Origin of the sequence: Paludibacter sp. 221, from assembly GCF_010501035.1 — a bacterium.
Classification (GTDB): domain Bacteria; phylum Bacteroidota; class Bacteroidia; order Bacteroidales; family Paludibacteraceae; genus QVMH01.
The window spans coordinates 14,890-32,755 of sequence record NZ_QVMH01000058.1 but is presented as its reverse complement, the minus strand read 5'-3'; the positions used below and the strand labels follow the sequence as shown (position 1 = coordinate 32,755).

Sequence of the window (17,866 nt, the reverse complement as noted above, 5' to 3'; positions counted from 1 at the left end):
GAAGCGGGCACAGTCTTGATTTTTTGTTCCTTTTGCATCAAGGCAAAAGGAAGTAGATAATAACTTAAACAAAATCATTTAATGTCAGCAAATTACTGATTGCTATTCTGTTTTTTGTCATGTACTAAACTAAAATCCTTTTAAATATGTTATAATAATATAATGAAACAATTGTTGCATCAACTGTATAACTATATTAGCCGATATTTTACTACAAATCTCATGGAACCACCAGCCAGATAAAGAACTTTTCGTTGCTTACTCCTAAAGAATTTCTTTAGGCATATAGTTTTCTATTTTTTCTCACTAATCATCTAAAAACTTATTATTTTACCCTTGAAGTCTCCTTTAGGCGGATTTCGGGAAGTATTCTTATATTTTAAAAATGGATTTTATAATCGTATTAGCTCTTATATTATTGAATGGCGTATTCTCCATGTCGGAAATAGCCATTGTATCTGTCCGAAAATCAAAATTAAAGTTGGAGGCGCTTCAAGGAAGCAAATCGGCAAAAACAGCACTGGACTTGGCCGAACAGCCCGACCGTTTTTTATCCACCGTTCAAATCGGGATTACCCTCATTGGTATCCTTACCGGTATGTATTCGGGCGATGTGCTGGCTGGCGAAGTTTCTCCCCTGTTCGAAAAAATGGGACTTGCTCCTGCCACCGCCTATACTGTGGCAAAGGTTATTATTGTTATTATAGTTACTTACCTTACCCTTGTTATTGGGGAGCTTGTGCCCAAACGCTTGGGAATGAGTGCCTCTGATAAGATAGCCAAAGTTATGGCTCCAGTGATGAATGTTCTTTCGAAGATAACTTATCCATTTGTATGGGTGCTGTCCAAGAGTACTGCCGGACTGGTAAAATTGTTCCGCATAAAACCGGAGAATAATGCAGTGACCGAAGAAGAAATCAAATCGATTATTCAGGAAGGTGCTGAGGGCGGCGAGGTGCAGGAAATAGAGCAGGATATTGTAGAGCGTGTATTTACGCTGGGCGACCGTAAAGTGGAGTCGATTATGACACACCGTAGCGATATTGTATGGATTGAGGTGGGTATGACGATTCCGGAAATAAAAAGCATCATTTGCCTGCATTTGTTCGAGTCGTACCCTGTAGCTGATAACAACTTAGACCAGATTGTAGGTATGGTGAGCCTGAAGGATTTGTTTTGTGAAATAGATAACCCTACCTTCGATTTGAAGAGCATAACTACGCCGGCACCGTGTTTTCCCGAAAATATGGATGTTTACCGGGCTTTTGAGCAGATGAAAGAGAAGCATGTGAAACAGGCGCTTATCTTCGATGAGTTCGGGAGCGTTCAGGGTATAATTACTTTTATGGATATTCTGGAGGCTTTGGTAGGCGAAATTCCTGACGATACCGACGAACCCGAAATTATCGAACGCGCGGAGGGTGGATGGTATGTGGACGGACAATGTTCTTTTTACAACTTTCTGGATTATTTTGAGCTTGAAAACCTGTATGCTGACAACGGGCATAATACTATCAGCGGACTGATTCTCGAATTGCTCGAACATGTTCCGGTTACAGGCGAAACTGTAGAGTGGGGCCCCTTCATATTCGAAGTGGCAGATATGGACGGCGCACGAATTGATAAAATACTGGTAAGAAAGAAGTAGCTACAGGCTACGAACTTAGGAATATTTGCAGGCAGAATATAATGACAACTTTATTCTGCCTGTTTCTTTTCTTCTATATATTGTTTGGTTTCTATCTTTTGTTTTAAGGTGTCGGATTCAAGGCCTGTATCGAGTGCTTTTTTCCACATTTCGAGTGCTTTTTCTTCGTCCCCGTTTTTCCAAAGGATGTCGCCGTAATGGTCGTAAAGTACGCCCGATTCTTTTTCCGATTCCAGATTATCAATAGCCCGTTCGATATATAGTTTTGCAAGCGAGTATTGTTCCTGCTGAAACAGTATCCATGCGTAGGTGTCCAGAAAAGTACTGTTGCGGGGTTCCATTTCCACCGTTTTTGCGCTCAAACGCTCTGCATGCCTTAGGTTTTCCTTTTCGAGCGAGAGGTAGTAAGCGTAATTGTTCATGGTGTATATATTGCCCGGATATACTTTAAGCGCACTCTCGTAGGCTCCGAATGCTTTTTGCTTTTCGTCCTTATTATAATAAATATCGCCTATCTGCGAATAAATGTCGCTCATCAGCTTTTTCTTGCCACTGCCATTGTCCTCGAACAATGTAAGGGCTTTCAGGCTTGTTTCCAAAGCACCGTCGTAGTCTTTGAGCTGTGCCTGTGCAATGGACTTGTAGAAGTACATGGCCGGGTTGTCCGGCAGGTTTTCTATTGCATTCGAACCTGTTGCTACAGCCTTTTCAAAATCTTCTTTCGCAAAATAAATCTGGAATATTTGCATCCACACCGCTTCGTTTTGCGGATTGATATATAAGATGGTTTCCAGCTCTTCGAGCATATCATCGCGGCGTTCCTGAAATTCCAGAAAAAGGGCATAATATATATGTACCTGCTCTTCCAGCGGATAATACTCAATCAGTAGTTTGAATAGTTCTTCGGTTTCATCTATTTTTTTCTTGTCAGCAACTAAGTTTTCAATGTAGTTCCCCAATATACCCATTTTTGTTTCTACGTCGAGTTGCTCATTTTTCAGGGCTTCCACAATAAATTCGAGAGCCTTTTCGGCTTCATTCATTGCATTGTAATAGTCCGACAGGGAGAGATAAACCTGCGGGTTCTGTGGGTCTTCTGCAAGCACGCTCTCATATATTTCCAATGCCTTTTCAGGCATCTTTTGTTGCATGTATATATCGCCTCTTAAAACCTTGTACCGTATTTCGGCGGGATATTTTTCGATGAGTTTCTCTATTTCTGCAACTCCTTTTTTTGGTTTGCCTGCCTGTACATACAAACGAAATTTTTCGAACGCGAGGTATTCGTTTATATCAGTTATTTTCTCCAGTTTATCGTAGGTTTCGATAGCCTTGTTATACTCTTTTGTTTGAGTATAAAGAGAAGCCAGTGTAAAGTAAACGTTTTCCCTGTAAGGGTATCTCTTCTGTAATTTGCTTGTAAGCTCAATGGCTCGGTCGTATTTTTTTTGCTCGGATAGCAAATTAATCAACCGCAGGTTGTGCCACCAGTTTGCAGGCTGTAGTTCAACGGCTTTTTCGAAATGCCGGATAGATTCGTCCATAAATCCGATGGAAGCATACAACATGCCTAAGTCCGAGTTAAGCCCTGCATTAAGCGAATCTATGCTGTAGCAAAGAAGCAGCGTTTCGAGGGCTTGGTCGTACTCTTTATTATCCAACAGGCGCAAACCTTCGTAGTAATAGTAATAGAATTGTTTTCTTGTAGAATCGTCGGTTAAATCGGTAGAAATGGTTCGTTGTTTCGGCGAGTTTTTTAGCGAAGAGCAGGCCGGAAGCAGTAGCAACAATACGAAAAAGAAACAGACTTTTTTAAGCCTGTTGAAATATGTTTCAAGAAATTCTGTCCGAACGTTTTTTTGTAGATTCCACTGCATTATTGAGTAGTATAAATGTTTTGTTTTTTCCAACACAGAGACACGTGGTTAATTATTAATTGTCAATGTTTAATTATTATTTTTTTTTAAACACGGAGACACTAAGACACGGGGACATTAATTATTAATGGTTAATTATTAGTTATTATTTAGTTACCCATATTTAGCGCAAGTCTGTGACTTGTGACTATATTTTTTCGCAGTTTAAAACTGCACTTATTTTCGGCACAAGTTGCGCTACGCTAAACTTGCGCCATTTGGAGAGACAAAGAAGTAAGAGGCAAGTAAGTGACTTTATACTTTTCCCTTTCACCTTTTTCCTCTTTCTTAATTCTTGGCTCTTGATTCTTTAATCTATTTAAGTCCACTTTACGGGTAAATTATGTTTGCTTTATTCTCTCCCTCTCGTTTGCAACGAGAGGNTTGTTGTTTTACGTTTCAAACGTAATCCCCATTTAACCCCTCGTTACAAACGAGGGGGAAGTAGGTTAGAGATAAGAAGTAGGGAATAAGAGATAATAAAGCAACTTTATACTTTTCCCTTTTCCCTTTTTCCTCATTCTAGTACTTTCTACTTTTTCCTCACTTCTTCCCTGTATGTCCGAATCCTCCTGCTCCCCGGTCGGTTTCACCCAGTTCCGATACTTCTATCCATTCGGCGCGCTCGTGTTTGGCAATTACCATTTGGCAGATACGTTCGCCATCGTTTATCACAAAATCTTCTTTAGATAAGTTTATTACAATTACGCCGATTTCGCCCCTGTAGTCGGCATCAATAGTGCCGGGTGTGTTTACCAGCGAAATGCCGTGTTTTATTGCCAAACCACTACGCGGGCGTATCTGTGCTTCATACCCTTCGGGTAGTTCGATAAACAGGCCTGTGGGGATAAGTTTCCGTTCCAGCGATTTTAATGTGACGGGGTCGCTCAGGTTGGCACGTAAATCAAGTCCTGCTGAAAGAGGAGTGGCGTACTCAGGCAATGCGTGTTTCGACCGATTGACTATTTTAATTTCCATATAGTTTTTTAAAATTAGAGTTAATGAGATAGCACAAAAGTACAATTTTTATTTTAAGAAGTATTTCCTCCTTAAATAAAATTAGGGTAACCTCATCAAAATTACATTTTAAGCACTCAATTCATCCAAGATATTGCTCTTCCGTTCATTAGCCTCAAAGTCCCTCTCTTTTATAGAGGGATTTAGGGGAAGTTACGATGTCTTCAATTTTTATTCTTTTGTCCTCGAGCCGGACAGGCTTTTACTTTTTCCAACCTCACCCCCCTACCCCCTCTCCTTAAGGAGAGGGGAAAAGTGCTACGTTACGCTGAATTTCTTAACGCTCACCAGCTGAGGCGGAAAGATTAGCTATGGCTACGAAAGAATAAAATAGTAATTCTGCATATTTTGACGCGTTTGCCCTTAAATAAAATACTCTTAAAGTTAATTTACAATCTCTAATTATTTCCGGCCAAAAGTTGGGTAGTGTCGTTTACCACAGTATTGAAGAACGCAATCTCGTTTAATATCCCTTGCTTTACTATCATGAAACTGTCTGACAATTCGGGTTTAACCGGAATGTCGGCGGGAGCCTCCATCGTCAAAGGGTTAATCGGAGTACCGTTTTTATGTACACGGAAGTCCAGATGAGGGCCTGTGGATAATCCTGTAGAGCCTACATACGCTACTACCTCTCCTTGTTTTACGCGCGAGCCTTTTTGGATTCCTTTTGCATAGCGGCTCAGGTGCATATAGGTGGTGGTGTACACGGAGTTATGCTTAATCTTCAGATAGTATCCTCCTCCGTTTTTTTGAAACCCCTTGTCTATTACCACCCCATCGCCTATTGTTTTTACGGGTGTGCCTACGGGTGCTGCATAGTCTACTCCATGATGCGGGCGGTATCTTTTCAGTACCGGATGGTAACGCGAGTTTGTAAATTTGGAGGTTATGCGGAAAAAATCCAAAGGAGATTTCAGGAAGGCACGGCGAAGGCTGTTGCCATTTTCGTCGAAAAATATGCGTGCGTCGTCCTGTACAAATGGTACGGCAATGTAATCTTTTTTGTTGTGTGTAAATATTGCTCCTTCCACCGATTCGACGTTTAACGGGATGGTATCGTCGATATAAGCCGCATCGTATATTACTTTGAAGGCATCGCCTTTTTGAATCCCGAAAAAGTCTATCTGCCATGCGTATATATCCGATAGCTTTAATGCAATGATGGGGTCGGTTCCGCTCGCTACAATGGCATCCCACAGACAGGTTTCTACTGTTCCTTCGGAGTATTTCCGCTTTATTGTCACAGGTTTTTTAAATGTATCGGCCTTAATGCTGTCTGCTGTCAGGTCTATTACAACAAAATCTGTTTTGGAACGGGCAAAAACAATGTTAGTGATTTTGGGCAGTGTGTCCTCCTGAGTGGTAAAGGAATAATACTTTGTACCGGGGAGCAGGCTTTTCGGAGGCAGGAGGTTGGAGGATGCTTTTACTATCCGGTCTATTTCTCTGCCTGAGAAACCAAAGTCCGAATATATTTTCGACAGGTTGTCGCCACTTTTTATTTGATATTCGTTTACGTCGAGCGAGTCGATACAGATGCCGAACCGGTAAATGTGTTCTATCTCTGCTCTTTCTTCTGAGTGTTCGCACTGTGTGTTTTGCTCTTTGGCTTTTTTTGAGCACGCCCCTAATATAAATACTAATGTAAATATGAATGTTATCCTGATAATATTTCTCATTATGATGATGCTTTAATACTTCTGAATTTTTGTTGTTACAAAATTAGTTCCATTTTGTTAAATGGAGATTATAAAAAACCTTATAATTATGATTAGTGCTTTTTCCAAAATAATCAACGTGTTAATTCGGGTTTTCTTATCTTCTCCCGGTGATTTTTTTGTGTAAGGTTTGGGATATCTTGTGAGAAAACAGCTTCTTTTTTCTTGAAAATAAGTTAAAAAATGAAATAATATCATTTTTATATAAAACGTTATTTCGACTAAAAAACCGCTTGTAAGTATGTGTAGATAGGTTTTGCTGAAAAAGACAGTGATGATTCGAAAAAAAATAAATTTTTTGAGGTCATCCTTTTTCTGAATTGGTGTGTCAATTATATACAAGCGAGAAAATGTTTAGATTTTTGCCTGATAAAATTTGTAATAATTAAAAATTAAACGGAAATTTGCATTTGATTGTTTTTTAATTCAGCACAAAATGAAAAGAATTATTTCAAACATATTATTAATTGTCGGACTTGCCCTTGGGGCAACCGCAATAAGTGTAAGTGTTTGTGCTGACAATTTAGAAACAAGCAGCTACGAAGTTGTAAGTAATGAATCTTCTTCTCAGAACGATTATTTCTTTACAGTTCTTGATACTCCGTTTATTTCAGCAGGCATAAACAGGGGCTCTTCTTCAGCAAGGGTTCAACACGCCTTTTCGAAAGTAAACTATGAATTCCGTTTTTCACGGGTTGCATGTTTTACACAGCTGGCGTATCAAAAACTGTATACCACTAAGTCAATATATGTTTCATTCTATGCCGAAAAAAGGATGTGGGGATACTATATCTTTGCACTGCGTAAACTGATAATTTGATAACAATTTCCTCCACATAGATTGCAAGCATCTTATTTATTGCAATTCTCCATTTGCCTGACGAAAACTATTTTCTTTTGAAAGAAAAAGTACTCCGTCAGGCAGTGAACAAAAAAATCAATCAATCTTATTTTATTCTGAAGTGTACTCTATCTTATTAGGTACACTATATGTTTTTTTATAGGCTAAGAGGTTGTTTTAAATTTTACTCGCAAGATAAATTTAGACCACCTCTAAGGTAAATGTACTGCTGTAGGATACAGAAGAAATAGCTTAGGAAAAGAACGATGAAAGCGGTGATATGGCTTTCGTAAAATACCGTGTAAATACAAATTTTATTAATTATAATCCAAGTAAAAATTAAATTTATGGAGACGAGAGAATCGATCGAGCAAGTTTTAGACAATTTAGGTGATAATGTTGTGTACAAGTCAAAACCATCTATTGTGTTGAGTATTGTTTTAATTATTTTAGGAATAGGGCTTATTTTTTTGAGTTGGCAAATATCAAATGCACCCAATAGCATAATTAGCCCTTTGCTTATTGTAGGTGGAATCATACTTTTAGCGTGGGGAGTTGTTTCTGTTTTCTTTCGTAAAACACAATATAAAGCAACAGGCAATAAACAAAAAATATCTTTTTCAGAGCTTTTTTTCGATATAAAAGAGCGTGACAGGTTAGTTCGTCTCGTTTCCGAAGGTAATGTACAGGATTTGTCGAAATTAAAAACCTCGGTTAGCGATGCTTTAAAACTACGGGTAGCTGCTACTCCCGACGGAAACATTTGCTATACACAGGTAGTAACGTATGTCCCCTTCGAGTTTGTAAATGCAACCGATGCCCGCCGCAATACACCGGAAGAAGCAAAAAAGATAAAAGAGCTGGTAAAGACAAAAAAATAAATCAAAATTATATATTGGTAATAGAATGGTTTGTCCGAAAGTAAAATAATCAGTCTTGCTACTTTTAAATTATTACCGCCCAAAATAAGGTAATAAGGTTATTATTGTCAGGTAGTATTAGTTACTAAGGTTATTGTTTGAAAATAAGGTTTTTATCAAGCACCTTATTTTGTTGATTAACCTTAGAGGTTGTTAGGAAATTATATATATTTTAAAAAAGTATGTTGACTTGAAAAGTCAAACTTCCATAACCGCAGGTCAACGACCTGCGGAAGAGAACAACTCATAAATACTGCCTGAAAGGCAGGACTGAAAGCCTTTGTCTTGCTTTCAGCCAAAGTGTAATGAGTGGGTTGTTACCACAAGCTGCGCTTCGCTTGCATGCGGTATCCGATACATCGGACTGTTCCATATGTAAATATTGCCTTTCAGGCATGAAAAAATAACCCACTATTATATACATGAAAGGATAATTAAAGACATTTGATTAATTTCCTAACTGTTACTTAGTAATTATACGAACAAGAGCAAGTCAACCTTATTGGCTTATGTACTTTTGGGATGTTTAACCTTTTTTTGTTGCAGTTATTGATTTTAAGGACATTTTACGTATGTTTGTATAAATTAAAATATTGTTTAATAAAAAAGGAATCAAAAAAATTGTATGAAAAGAATTATTCTTTTAGCCGTTGCGCTGGTGTGTGTCCTGTCTGCAACAAAAGTGAATGCTCAGGCTTATAAGCTTAATAAACAGCATTATAACTATCAGTTATACATTCCTCAATATGATGACCCTCACAGCCCGGCTCTTGCAGGTGTAGCTTCTTTTTTCATTCCCGGATTGGGACAAATGATAAGCGGTGAAGTAGGACGCGGATTCGCATTTCTGGGCGGAGTAGCCGGTTGCTATGTGCTTACAAGCATAGGAATGATGCAACTTACTTTAAATAATATGGATTACGACCCTTATTATTCGACGGGCGTAAGTACCAGAGGGCTTGGGACTATATTTTTAGGGCTTGCAGGAATAGTGGTACTCGATATATGGTCGATTGTAGATGCGGTACGCGTTGCAAAGGTGAACAATATGTATATTCAGGATATTCGCAATACTTCGCGGATAGAGTGGGAGATGTCGCCTTATGTTGAGCCTATTTCGTTTAACAATACTACTTCGGCCTCAGTAGGTTTTACTATGAGGATGCGTTTCTAAAAGATAATTCTATATCTAATATAAAACGAAGCGAGACATTATTTTAATGTCTCGCTTTGTTTTATTCCAGACTTTTTCGCGTCCTCCATACTTGGTACGAATTTACGATATTTTGCCATAGCACGTAAGTGCCCGGCCCTAATGATGCGATGGGATTAAGGTACGTTTGTGCCATCCATATGGCTAACACCGTATTTTTTTGTCCTAAGCCTTGCCCTCCGGCTACGGTATCATCATACTTGCGGCCTATTTTCCTGCCCAGCAGAAATTGCAGTACACATATTACCATCGAAACTCCGGCTATGATTAATTCAATCGAATAGTTTTCAGAATCCTGTACAAGGATAAATTCTATTATTTTAGCCGTTACCACCGTAAGCGCAAAGCTCCAGAGTACGAATGAGATATTGGAAAACAAATGGGTTTTGGTTTCCACCACCGGCAGTAGCTTCCTCACAACGATTGCTAATAGAAAAGGGGCTATGAGCAAGACAACAATTTGCCGGGCTATGATAAAGAAAGATTCCCAAAAAGGTATCTCCTGATAACTGCCTACAAATGAAAACATAATAGGGGCTACGATGGCTACCGTAGTGTTGCATAAGAGGCTATAGGCGGTAAGGCTTTCCACATTGCCCTTCAGCATGCGTGCAATGACGGGAGCCGAGGTTGCCGTAGGTGCCAATATACATATCATAGCCGCTTGTGCCAAAATCAGGTTGACCGGCTTCAGCAAAAGATAGACGCCTATGCTTCCGAATACCTGTATTGCAATAAGCCAAACGTGCGCACGTGAGAAGCGGATGTTCTTGAGCGAAAGATTGCAGTAGGTAAGCAGCAGCATCGAGAAAATGAGGTAAGGTGTGAGGAACGTAAAGTGAGCGAAAAAACGGTGAAAAATCCCGCCCAGAATCATAGCGGCGGGCATCATATAAGGGCGTATTTTGTTAAGCATATTATCAGTTTTGTTAAGCTGAGTGTGCAAAGGTAAGAACTAAAAACAAAATTCGGTATCGAATGAGAGAAATATATCAAGGTGTTTTAAAACGAGCTATTAATACATGAGAGGGTATAAAATGCTTCGTCTTTTTTGCCTGAAAGGTAGGACTGAGTGTAACGCATATTATCTTTCGGGCAACAAAAAGCAGGATGGGTGAGAGGCGTTTTTTATTTTTCAAAAAGTTAAATAAGGTTAATGCGTGATATTGTTTGTTTTTGCAATGTTCTGATTTTAAAATAATTGAATTTTATTAATTTATAATACTTTGTTTGGTTTTAGTACTATGTATTGCATAGTACTGTGTATTAACTTATATTTGCAGCATCGTTATGAAACAGGTTCTAAATGATTATATAAAAAATGATGAATGTAGATAATATTAAATCACAAATGCGGAAGGGCTATCTGGAATATTGCATTTTGCTTATTCTGAAGAAAAAGCCTGCGTATGTTTCGGATATTATTTCCGAACTGAAAGATGTCCGCCTGATTGTGGTCGAAGGAACTTTGTATCCCTTGCTCACGCGGCTGAAAAACAGTGGATTGCTCGATTATCGGTGGGAGGAATCGACTCAAGGCCCCCCGCGTAAGTATTATGAAATGACTGCCAAGGGCGAGGAGTTTCTGGGTGAGCTGGACGTAGCTTGGAACGAAATAAATGAAGTGGTAAATAAGATTAAAAAAGAATTGTAATTATAATAAACACAGCGCGATATGAAAAAAACATTAACTGTAAATCTGAACGGCATTGTATTCAATATTGATGATGATGCGTACGATGTGCTGAACAAATACTTGGCAGACATTGCTTCACATTTTTCTCTGGACGAGGAAAAGGATGAGATAATAGCGGATATAGAAGCCCGCATTGCAGAGCTTTTCGGCGAAAAGCTGCAACGCAACAAAGAAGTAATCACGCTGGCCGATGTTCAGGACATTATCAGTGTGATGGGCAATCCAAGCCAATTTGCCGATAGCGACGAAGAACAGGCGCAAAGTTCGAATACCGAAAGGAAAAAGAAAAAACCACGCCGTTTTTACCGCGACCCATCCAATGCCATTTTAGGAGGTGTTTTTGGCGGTATAGCCGCACAGTTCAATTGGGATGTTACCATTGTGCGTGTTGTAGCTGTTATATTGTTTTTCATCCTTAGTCTTGTGGGCGGAGGCTGGTTTATCATTGTTTTTTATATTCTGGCATGGATTATTGCTCCTAATGCAGTAACGCCCTCTCAGCGGCTCGAGATGCAGGGCGAAGAAGTAACGGTGGAAAATATAAAGGCAGAATTTGACAATGTGAAAAATTATGTGGAGAGTGAAAAGTTTAAGGAATCGACCCGGAGTGTGGGATACCGCTTGGGGGAGATTTTTAAATGGATACTCAAGATATTAGGCGGTATTATTGCAGGTGTATTGGCTTTTGGCGGGTTTATTCTTGTTATAGTATTGTTCGCATTGCTGGTGTCGGCTATATTTGCTCCGGCATTTTTCTTCGATTTTATTCCCGAATGGGGATTCCTTGTTCCTGAAAACAGCGTCCTGCTCATTATCTCACTGCTGTTGGTTGTTGGCTGTCCCATATTCTTATTCATCTACGGAATTGTGAGGCTTGCGTCGGGGCATCGTTCCAAATCGCGTACTGCGTTTTGGGTGGCATTGGTACTATGGCTTGCCGGTATATTTATGCTGATAGGTGTGGGTACAAAATCGGCAGTTTCGTGGAAAAACAATTACGGTGAAGTTTGGTCGCTCTCGTGGAATAATACCAATGACACCGATGAGATACGCACCGTAGATGATTTTAAAGCGATAGATGTATCAGGAACTTTTAAGATTATACTGGAGGAATCGCCTAATCAATTGTTGGTAGTGAGTGCCGGCGAAAATTTTATGCACAGGATAATTACCGAAGTACGCGACGAAACTCTTTTTATCCATTCCAACGGTATTACTTTGAATGAACTTATTGAAGTAAGAATATCTACGCAGTATATTGATAAGATAGTAGCCAGAGGAGCCAGCGAGATAGAAACAGACTTTAAAATAAAGAGCGATAATCTCTATATGCTGTTGCAGGGTGCAAGCAAGGCCGAACTCGACGTTGACATACAAGATACCTTTAAGATGGATTTGGAGGGTGCAAGCAAAGTGGAACTGGAAGGAAGCTGCCAAAATTTGAGAATAAAAGCTGTAGGCGCAAGCAAAATTGATGCGGAAGGCTTGTATGCCAAGCATGCTAAGGTAAATGTGTCAGGGGCAAGCTCGGCATCGCTGTATGCTTCGGAAAGCCTGAGTGCCGATGCAAGCGGAGCAGCAAAAATAACCTGCAAAGGAAGCCCCAAAAAAGTTACCAAAACCGACCGTATAGGAACCAGCATAAGTATCCGGTAGTTAAAAAAAATACACTTTGTTTCCTTGAATTACCTGTTGAATAAATGTTTGTTTACTCGGCAGGTAATTTTTTATCTCGTTAAATATTTGCTGTTGAAATTTTTACCGGTTTCATCGTTTATTGCGGTGAAACCGGTAGCTTTTTATATCGTCATAATTGGGTCGACTATTGCAAAGGTATCATAAACCTGCTCCGAGGCTGCACGGCAACCTCCCCCGCAGGTTTTTAATAATTGGCACGAGACGCAAAATTCGGGGGTTGAGCTGTAGTATTCGGCGATGCTTTTGTCGAAAAGTATGTCGTGTAACGGTTTTTCAAACACATTGCCAAGTACCCTTGGCGAATGGTTACAAAACCGTACGTCGCCTGCGTGGTTGATTGTGATAGGGCGTTTGGACATATCCGTATTACAAAAAGAAAAACTGATACAGGGATAGTCCTTCGGGTTTAATACACAAATGGGGGTGCATACACCGCTGTAAAATCGCATCACATTGTTCCTCGAAAAGTCGTTGATAATGGAAAAAGCCTCTTTCAATTCCGTGTGTGTCAGTTCCAGTTCGTGGCGGTATTTACGCCCTTCGCCTCCAATGTTGAAACGGTTTACCAACACGGATTGTATTCCTAAATCGTGGTATAATGATAATGTGTCGTTTAAATCGGGTAAATTTTGCTTTGTAAGCACTAACACCGTACTGAATTTATCAGCGTCTTGAGCCACTATTTTCTGTACGGTATTAACCGATTTCTCCCATGAGCCTTTAACCTGTGTTACTGCGTCGTGCGTTTCGGGGTTTGCGCTGTGTATCGGTATTTGGATGCGTGATACGCCCAACTGTGAAAATATTCTTAAATCCTGCTCTGTTACCAAAGTTCCGTTGGTAAGCACGGAAACATTCGTTTTATGAAATCGTGTGAATAAAATAAGATCGTGTATGCGTGGAAAAAGCATTGGCTCGCCTCCCGAAAACGAAATGGAACCTACATCGGCTTGCGAAAAAACCTTTTGCAAAACTTTTTTTGTTTTCGCATAGTTTGTTTTTTCTTGTTTAACAACATTATCCGTTCCTTTCCAGTGGTTGTAGCAGAATTTACAACGCTCGTTACAAGCATCAGTAAGTTCAAAAATCAACACATCAAGATTAATTTTCTTCGGCATGTATGTTTGATATTCCGGTGAAAAGTAGCTTCGAGTGTTTTATTTCGTTTGTTTCTTCCCCGAAAATTTTAATATTAATCTTTCCTGTATATTCCGGATTTTCTGTTAGTGGCACATGGTATCTCCAATGGTCTTCGGAGGAGCTGAGCATACCTTCCTGTAGGTTTTTGGTAGAAGTGGAATCGGAAATCAGATACGAATAATATGGATAAGTAGGGCTCTCGATAGAGAAAAAAAGCGTATCGCCTATTGCGAATGAATTTTCGCCGTAGTGGGATAGGTAAATGGTATTGTCGATAGGTGCAGGGTCATAACAGGTAGTGAGCGGTATGCACGAGGTGGTAAAAAATGATAACGACAATATCATCCCTCCCAAGCGGTATTTGTAGCGTATGGCTTTGGCGCTTTTGTTGTTGCTTAGAAATACCCATGCCGAAACACCTAAAAAAGCAATCCCTAAAACAACGAAAAAAAACGGTGAGAAAATGTCTTTTATTTTCATGGTGGACGGAGTTGAAAAATCGATTTTATTTTTTCATCATTACTTTGTAACTTTACAAATATAATAGAATAATGTATGAAGAGGAAAAAATCAGAAGAATATTTTCATAAACAGCCTGATAATTTCAACTGTGCCCAAACTATTTTAAAAGGTTTTCAAGCGGATTTTAATGTTCCGGAATCAATGATAGAGGATTACAGGGCTTACGGTGGAGGCAGGGCTAAAGATGGAATTTGCGGGGCGCTCTTTGCTGCCGAATCGTTATTAGAGTCGTCCGAAAAGGAGTTTTTAGAAAAACAATTTGCCGCCAAACTTGGGTCGGTGTATTGCAGGGAGTTGAAAAAACTGAAAACCCCATGTGTGGAATGTGTCCGCTTTGCCGACGAACTGATTCAGAAAAGGCTTGATGGAAGTGATAAGTGACTAGTTCTGTTTGCAAAGTAGCGTAGCGGAACGTTGCACTGAACGAAAGTCAATTCTGTGATATCCTGATAGCGGATTTAAAAATCCGCAGTTAATAAATCACGGGATTGCAAATCCCGTGAGACAGTGTTGCTACTTACGAGGGCTGTAAGCCCAAGTTAAAATTTACCTGCGCTTTCAGCGCATGAGGTAGCGTACCGTAGGTACGCGATTGGTTTTTGGTTGTGTTTTCTACCAAACTTACACATCTACGGTGTGCATCGTATATATGAATAATTATTTTAGATGAAACTTAACTTCCTTAAGAGGATGGAAAGTGATTTAATCGAATACATTTTGCAATACCTCAAGCGAATGAAGCCCGTTGAAATCGGGGATGTGCAGTTTGTAGTATTCTACAAGGCTTTCGAGTAATTCTATTTTTTGTTTTCTTGAAAAAACAGCATTCTCTATTTCGCCATAATCAGTATTCAGTAGCAAAAGCAGGTTTTTAGAAATATCAGGAATAAGATAATGTGTGTGAATAGGTCTTTGCCTGAGGAACACTCCGTTTATAAGGTCGAAATAGCCCGAATTCTCTTGTTCGTAGTTCGGGCTGCATCCTAAAAAACGGGTCAACTTCACCAAAAAAATCAGATGAAAATTAGATGTTCCCTCTCCCGAAAGGTCAAGTGTTTTAATTGATTCCTCAAGAAAACAAAAAAGCTCGTCGTCGGGCTCGCTTTGCCTCAGTACCCTGAATAATACTTCGGACAAGAACAGGGCAATGGCATTTTTTGCAGGATGGAACGGTATTTCGGCAAAGAGGTATCCGGCTTTTATTTCTTTTATCCGTTGTATCTCCTTTCCCGGATGGTGTGTTACTTCCAAGTCGACAATAGAAAGAGGTTGCAGAAAAGCCGCACGGCAAACTGCTTTTTTCTTATTTGCCCCGTAAACCATATACGGCACACGTCCACACTCGCGGGTGTAAATAGTGGTAATATTCGCCGAATCGGAATACTTTACGGTGTGAAGAACAATGCCAGTGGTCTTTATTTGCATAAACGGGGTGATTCTAATCAGTAATACAAAAATAATGATTTTATTAATACTACGACACATAGGTTCAGTTAGTAGTTTACACATAGGAACACGGATTTAATTATTAGTTATTAATTTTTAATTATTATTTCCGTATAGCGGCTTAAAGTCCGCTTTACGGGTTATTGATGTTTTGTTTTATTCACCTCACCCCCTGCCCCTCTCCTTGAGGAGAGGGGTTAAGTTACTTCTGATTGTCATATTGCTATTCATTCACGTTCCCTTTGTCCTTTCGGATTTCTTGGTTTGCAAAGAAATCCGATGAGACAAAAGTTATATTTGTTTTGCAAAGCCGGAGCTTTGCTTCTATCAGCGGCAGTAGTGGGACGCTACGCCGAACTGAGGGACAAAGGTGAGAGGCAAGTAAGCAACTTTATACTTTTCCCTTTCCCCCCGCTGGCGCGGATGCTACATTCCGACGTGTCGGAAATTGTAGTCCGTGTCCTGCTTGAAAAGCAGTCATGCCGTTCAAATTGCTTACTCTTGCGAGCAACACACAGATAAATATTGCCGATACATCGGAATATACCATCTGCGTAAGCCTATGTTTTTTATTTCTTTTTATCCGTCAAGCGAACTTAAAGCCGCTGGACGGATGAGGCAAGTAAATAACTTTATACTTTTCCCTTTCATCTTTCCCTTTCTACTCATATTTCGTAACATCTAACTATTTTTGTTAATAATCATTTGAATTTGCCTGCAATTCATCCGATTATGTTTATTTTTGCAGCTAACCGTGTTTTTTCAAATTTGAGTATAATATGAGGCTCGACTCCGTAGCACAGCTTTATTCTATTTTTCGGCAGTTTCCTGTTGTATGCACCGATAGCCGGAATTGTGCGCCCGATTCGTTGTTCTTTGCGCTGAAAGGGGATAGTTTCGATGCAAATGCTTTTGCGCTTGGAGCGTTGGAGAAAGGGTGTAAATATGCTGTGATTGACGAGCCGGAATATGAAATTGACGAACGGTTTATATTGGCCGACAATGTATTGGAGGCTTTGCAAAAGCTCGCTACTTTTCACCGCAGGCAATTGGCTACCCCTGTTGTAGCTATTACAGGGACTAACGGAAAAACCACTACAAAGGAACTGATGGCGGCTGTGCTCAACGAAAAATACAATATACTTTATACACAGGGCAACCTGAATAACCATATCGGCGTGCCGCTCACTCTTTTGAAACTGACAAGGGAGCATGAACTGGCAATAGTGGAAATGGGTGCAAACCATCCGGATGAAATAAGCATGCTTTGTGAGATTGCACGGCCTGATTATGGTTTGATTACCAATGTAGGCAAGGCACACTTGGAAGGATTCGGGTCGTTTGAGGGGGTGAAAAAAACCAAAAGAGAGCTGTATGAATATATCGCGCGGAACGGGAAGCAGGTTTTTATAAATCCGAAAAACGAGCATCTCTGTGAAATGGCGGAAGAAGCCGGATTGCGAGATAAACTTATAAATTATGTGGATGGTGCAGTTGCAGATTCATCGCCTTTTCTGGAAATGAAATGTAGTACGGCAGAGGGGGAATTTCAGGTAAAAACAAACCTGATAGGTGCTTATAATGCCGAGAATGTTTTGGCTGCTGTAACGGTAGGGGCGTATTTCTCCGTTCCCAACGGGCAAATAAAAAAAGGCTTGGAGGGATATGTTCCGCAAAACAACCGTTCGCAGTTTGTTGATACAGGGAATAATAAGCTCATTGTGGATGCTTACAATGCCAACCCAAGCAGCATGGCGATGGCTATAAATAATTTTGCGCAGCTAACGGCTGTAAATAAGATGCTCGTTTTGGGCGATATGCTGGAGCTTGGAGCTGATAGCGGACAGGAACATGAAAATGTGATAGAACTGTTGCAGAGGAATAAATTTACTGATGTTATTCTGATAGGAACGGAATTTGCTAAGGCGAACACTTTGCAATATCCGGTGTTTAATAATGTGGCAGAGTTGAATGTTTACCTTGCTGAGCATCCGGTGAAGAATTTTTATATTCTGATAAAGGGCTCAAGAGGTATAAAACTTGAACAGGTAATTGATAAGTTTTAAAAAGGAATTTTTTTGCAAAAAA

The 17,866-nt window shown here is 39.9% G+C and carries 16 protein-coding genes; 8 read left to right on the top strand and 8 right to left on the bottom strand.

Annotation, left to right across the window (positions count from 1 at the left end; all coding sequences use genetic code 11):
• Nucleotides 1–385 precede the first annotated feature (385 nt).
• Entirely contained in the window at nt 386–1,648 is a 1,263-nt protein-coding gene (locus D0T49_RS11585; RefSeq protein WP_163631634.1) for a hemolysin family protein, read from the top strand.
• Nucleotides 1,649–1,698: 50 nt separating this feature from the next.
• Here D0T49_RS11585 and D0T49_RS11580 read toward each other — a convergent pair whose 3' ends face one another.
• From D0T49_RS11580 to D0T49_RS11570, 3 genes are all read right to left on the bottom strand, one after another.
• Nucleotides 1,699–3,525, bottom strand: coding sequence for a tetratricopeptide repeat protein (locus D0T49_RS11580; RefSeq protein ID WP_163631631.1), 1,827 nt, complete (start codon nt 3,523–3,525; stop codon nt 1,699–1,701).
• A 582-nt stretch (nt 3,526–4,107) separates the two neighbouring features.
• Nucleotides 4,108–4,542 carry a dUTP diphosphatase gene (gene dut, locus D0T49_RS11575; RefSeq protein ID WP_163631628.1) on the bottom strand — a complete coding sequence of 145 codons (435 nt, stop codon included), beginning with the start codon at nt 4,540–4,542 and terminating at the stop codon, nt 4,108–4,110.
• A gap of 437 nt (nt 4,543–4,979) precedes the next feature.
• Complete coding sequence (locus tag D0T49_RS11570; protein ID WP_163631625.1) at nt 4,980–6,263, bottom strand: M23 family metallopeptidase; 1,284 nt, start codon at nt 6,261–6,263, stop codon at nt 4,980–4,982.
• Nucleotides 6,264–6,738: 475 nt separating this feature from the next.
• On the opposite strand from D0T49_RS11570, the gene D0T49_RS11565 reads away from it, so the two are divergent.
• Nucleotides 6,739–7,122 (top strand): hypothetical protein, encoded by a 384-nt coding sequence (locus tag D0T49_RS11565; protein WP_163631623.1) that lies wholly within the window; start codon nt 6,739–6,741, stop codon nt 7,120–7,122.
• A 368-nt stretch (nt 7,123–7,490) separates the two neighbouring features.
• Entirely contained in the window at nt 7,491–8,024 is a 534-nt protein-coding gene (locus D0T49_RS11560) for a hypothetical protein (protein ID WP_163631620.1), read from the top strand.
• Nucleotides 8,025–8,307: 283 nt separating this feature from the next.
• Here D0T49_RS11560 and D0T49_RS13140 read toward each other — a convergent pair whose 3' ends face one another.
• Complete coding sequence (locus tag D0T49_RS13140) at nt 8,308–8,436, bottom strand: hypothetical protein (protein WP_255495868.1); 129 nt, start codon at nt 8,434–8,436, stop codon at nt 8,308–8,310.
• 252 nt (nt 8,437–8,688) lie between these two features.
• Between D0T49_RS13140 and D0T49_RS11555 the strand changes: the two genes are divergently transcribed.
• Entirely contained in the window at nt 8,689–9,237 is a 549-nt protein-coding gene (locus tag D0T49_RS11555; RefSeq protein ID WP_163631617.1) for a hypothetical protein, read from the top strand.
• A gap of 61 nt (nt 9,238–9,298) precedes the next feature.
• Here the strand turns inward: D0T49_RS11555 and D0T49_RS11550 are convergent, their stop codons facing one another.
• Nucleotides 9,299–10,192 carry a bile acid:sodium symporter family protein gene (locus tag D0T49_RS11550; RefSeq protein ID WP_163631614.1) on the bottom strand — a complete coding sequence of 298 codons (894 nt, stop codon included), beginning with the start codon at nt 10,190–10,192 and terminating at the stop codon, nt 9,299–9,301.
• Nucleotides 10,193–10,600: 408 nt separating this feature from the next.
• On the opposite strand from D0T49_RS11550, the gene D0T49_RS11545 reads away from it, so the two are divergent.
• Together D0T49_RS11545 and D0T49_RS11540 are read left to right on the top strand one after the other, a co-directional pair.
• Nucleotides 10,601–10,930 carry a PadR family transcriptional regulator gene (locus tag D0T49_RS11545; RefSeq protein ID WP_163631638.1) on the top strand — a complete coding sequence of 110 codons (330 nt, stop codon included), beginning with the start codon at nt 10,601–10,603 and terminating at the stop codon, nt 10,928–10,930.
• Between the two features lie 21 nt (nt 10,931–10,951).
• Nucleotides 10,952–12,628, top strand: coding sequence for a GIN domain-containing protein (locus D0T49_RS11540; protein WP_163631611.1), 1,677 nt, complete (start codon nt 10,952–10,954; stop codon nt 12,626–12,628).
• A 143-nt stretch (nt 12,629–12,771) separates the two neighbouring features.
• Here the strand turns inward: D0T49_RS11540 and D0T49_RS11535 are convergent, their stop codons facing one another.
• Nucleotides 12,772–13,788 carry a radical SAM/SPASM domain-containing protein gene (locus D0T49_RS11535; RefSeq protein WP_163631608.1) on the bottom strand — a complete coding sequence of 339 codons (1,017 nt, stop codon included), beginning with the start codon at nt 13,786–13,788 and terminating at the stop codon, nt 12,772–12,774.
• Nucleotides 13,772–14,290, bottom strand: a complete 519-nt coding sequence (locus D0T49_RS11530; RefSeq protein WP_163631605.1) for a hypothetical protein — start codon at nt 14,288–14,290, stop codon at nt 13,772–13,774. Before D0T49_RS11530 ends, D0T49_RS11535 begins: the two co-directional genes overlap by 17 nt.
• 75 nt (nt 14,291–14,365) lie before the next feature.
• Between D0T49_RS11530 and D0T49_RS11525 the strand changes: the two genes are divergently transcribed.
• Nucleotides 14,366–14,713, top strand: a complete 348-nt coding sequence (locus D0T49_RS11525; RefSeq protein WP_163631602.1) for a C-GCAxxG-C-C family (seleno)protein — start codon at nt 14,366–14,368, stop codon at nt 14,711–14,713.
• A gap of 321 nt (nt 14,714–15,034) precedes the next feature.
• Here D0T49_RS11525 and recO read toward each other — a convergent pair whose 3' ends face one another.
• Nucleotides 15,035–15,757, bottom strand: a complete 723-nt coding sequence (recO, locus tag D0T49_RS11520) for a DNA repair protein RecO (protein ID WP_163631600.1) — start codon at nt 15,755–15,757, stop codon at nt 15,035–15,037.
• Between the two features lie 800 nt (nt 15,758–16,557).
• Between recO and murF the strand changes: the two genes are divergently transcribed.
• Nucleotides 16,558–17,844 carry a UDP-N-acetylmuramoyl-tripeptide--D-alanyl-D-alanine ligase gene (gene murF, locus D0T49_RS11515; RefSeq protein ID WP_163631596.1) on the top strand — a complete coding sequence of 429 codons (1,287 nt, stop codon included), beginning with the start codon at nt 16,558–16,560 and terminating at the stop codon, nt 17,842–17,844.
• The last annotated feature ends 22 nt before the right edge of the window (nt 17,845–17,866 follow it).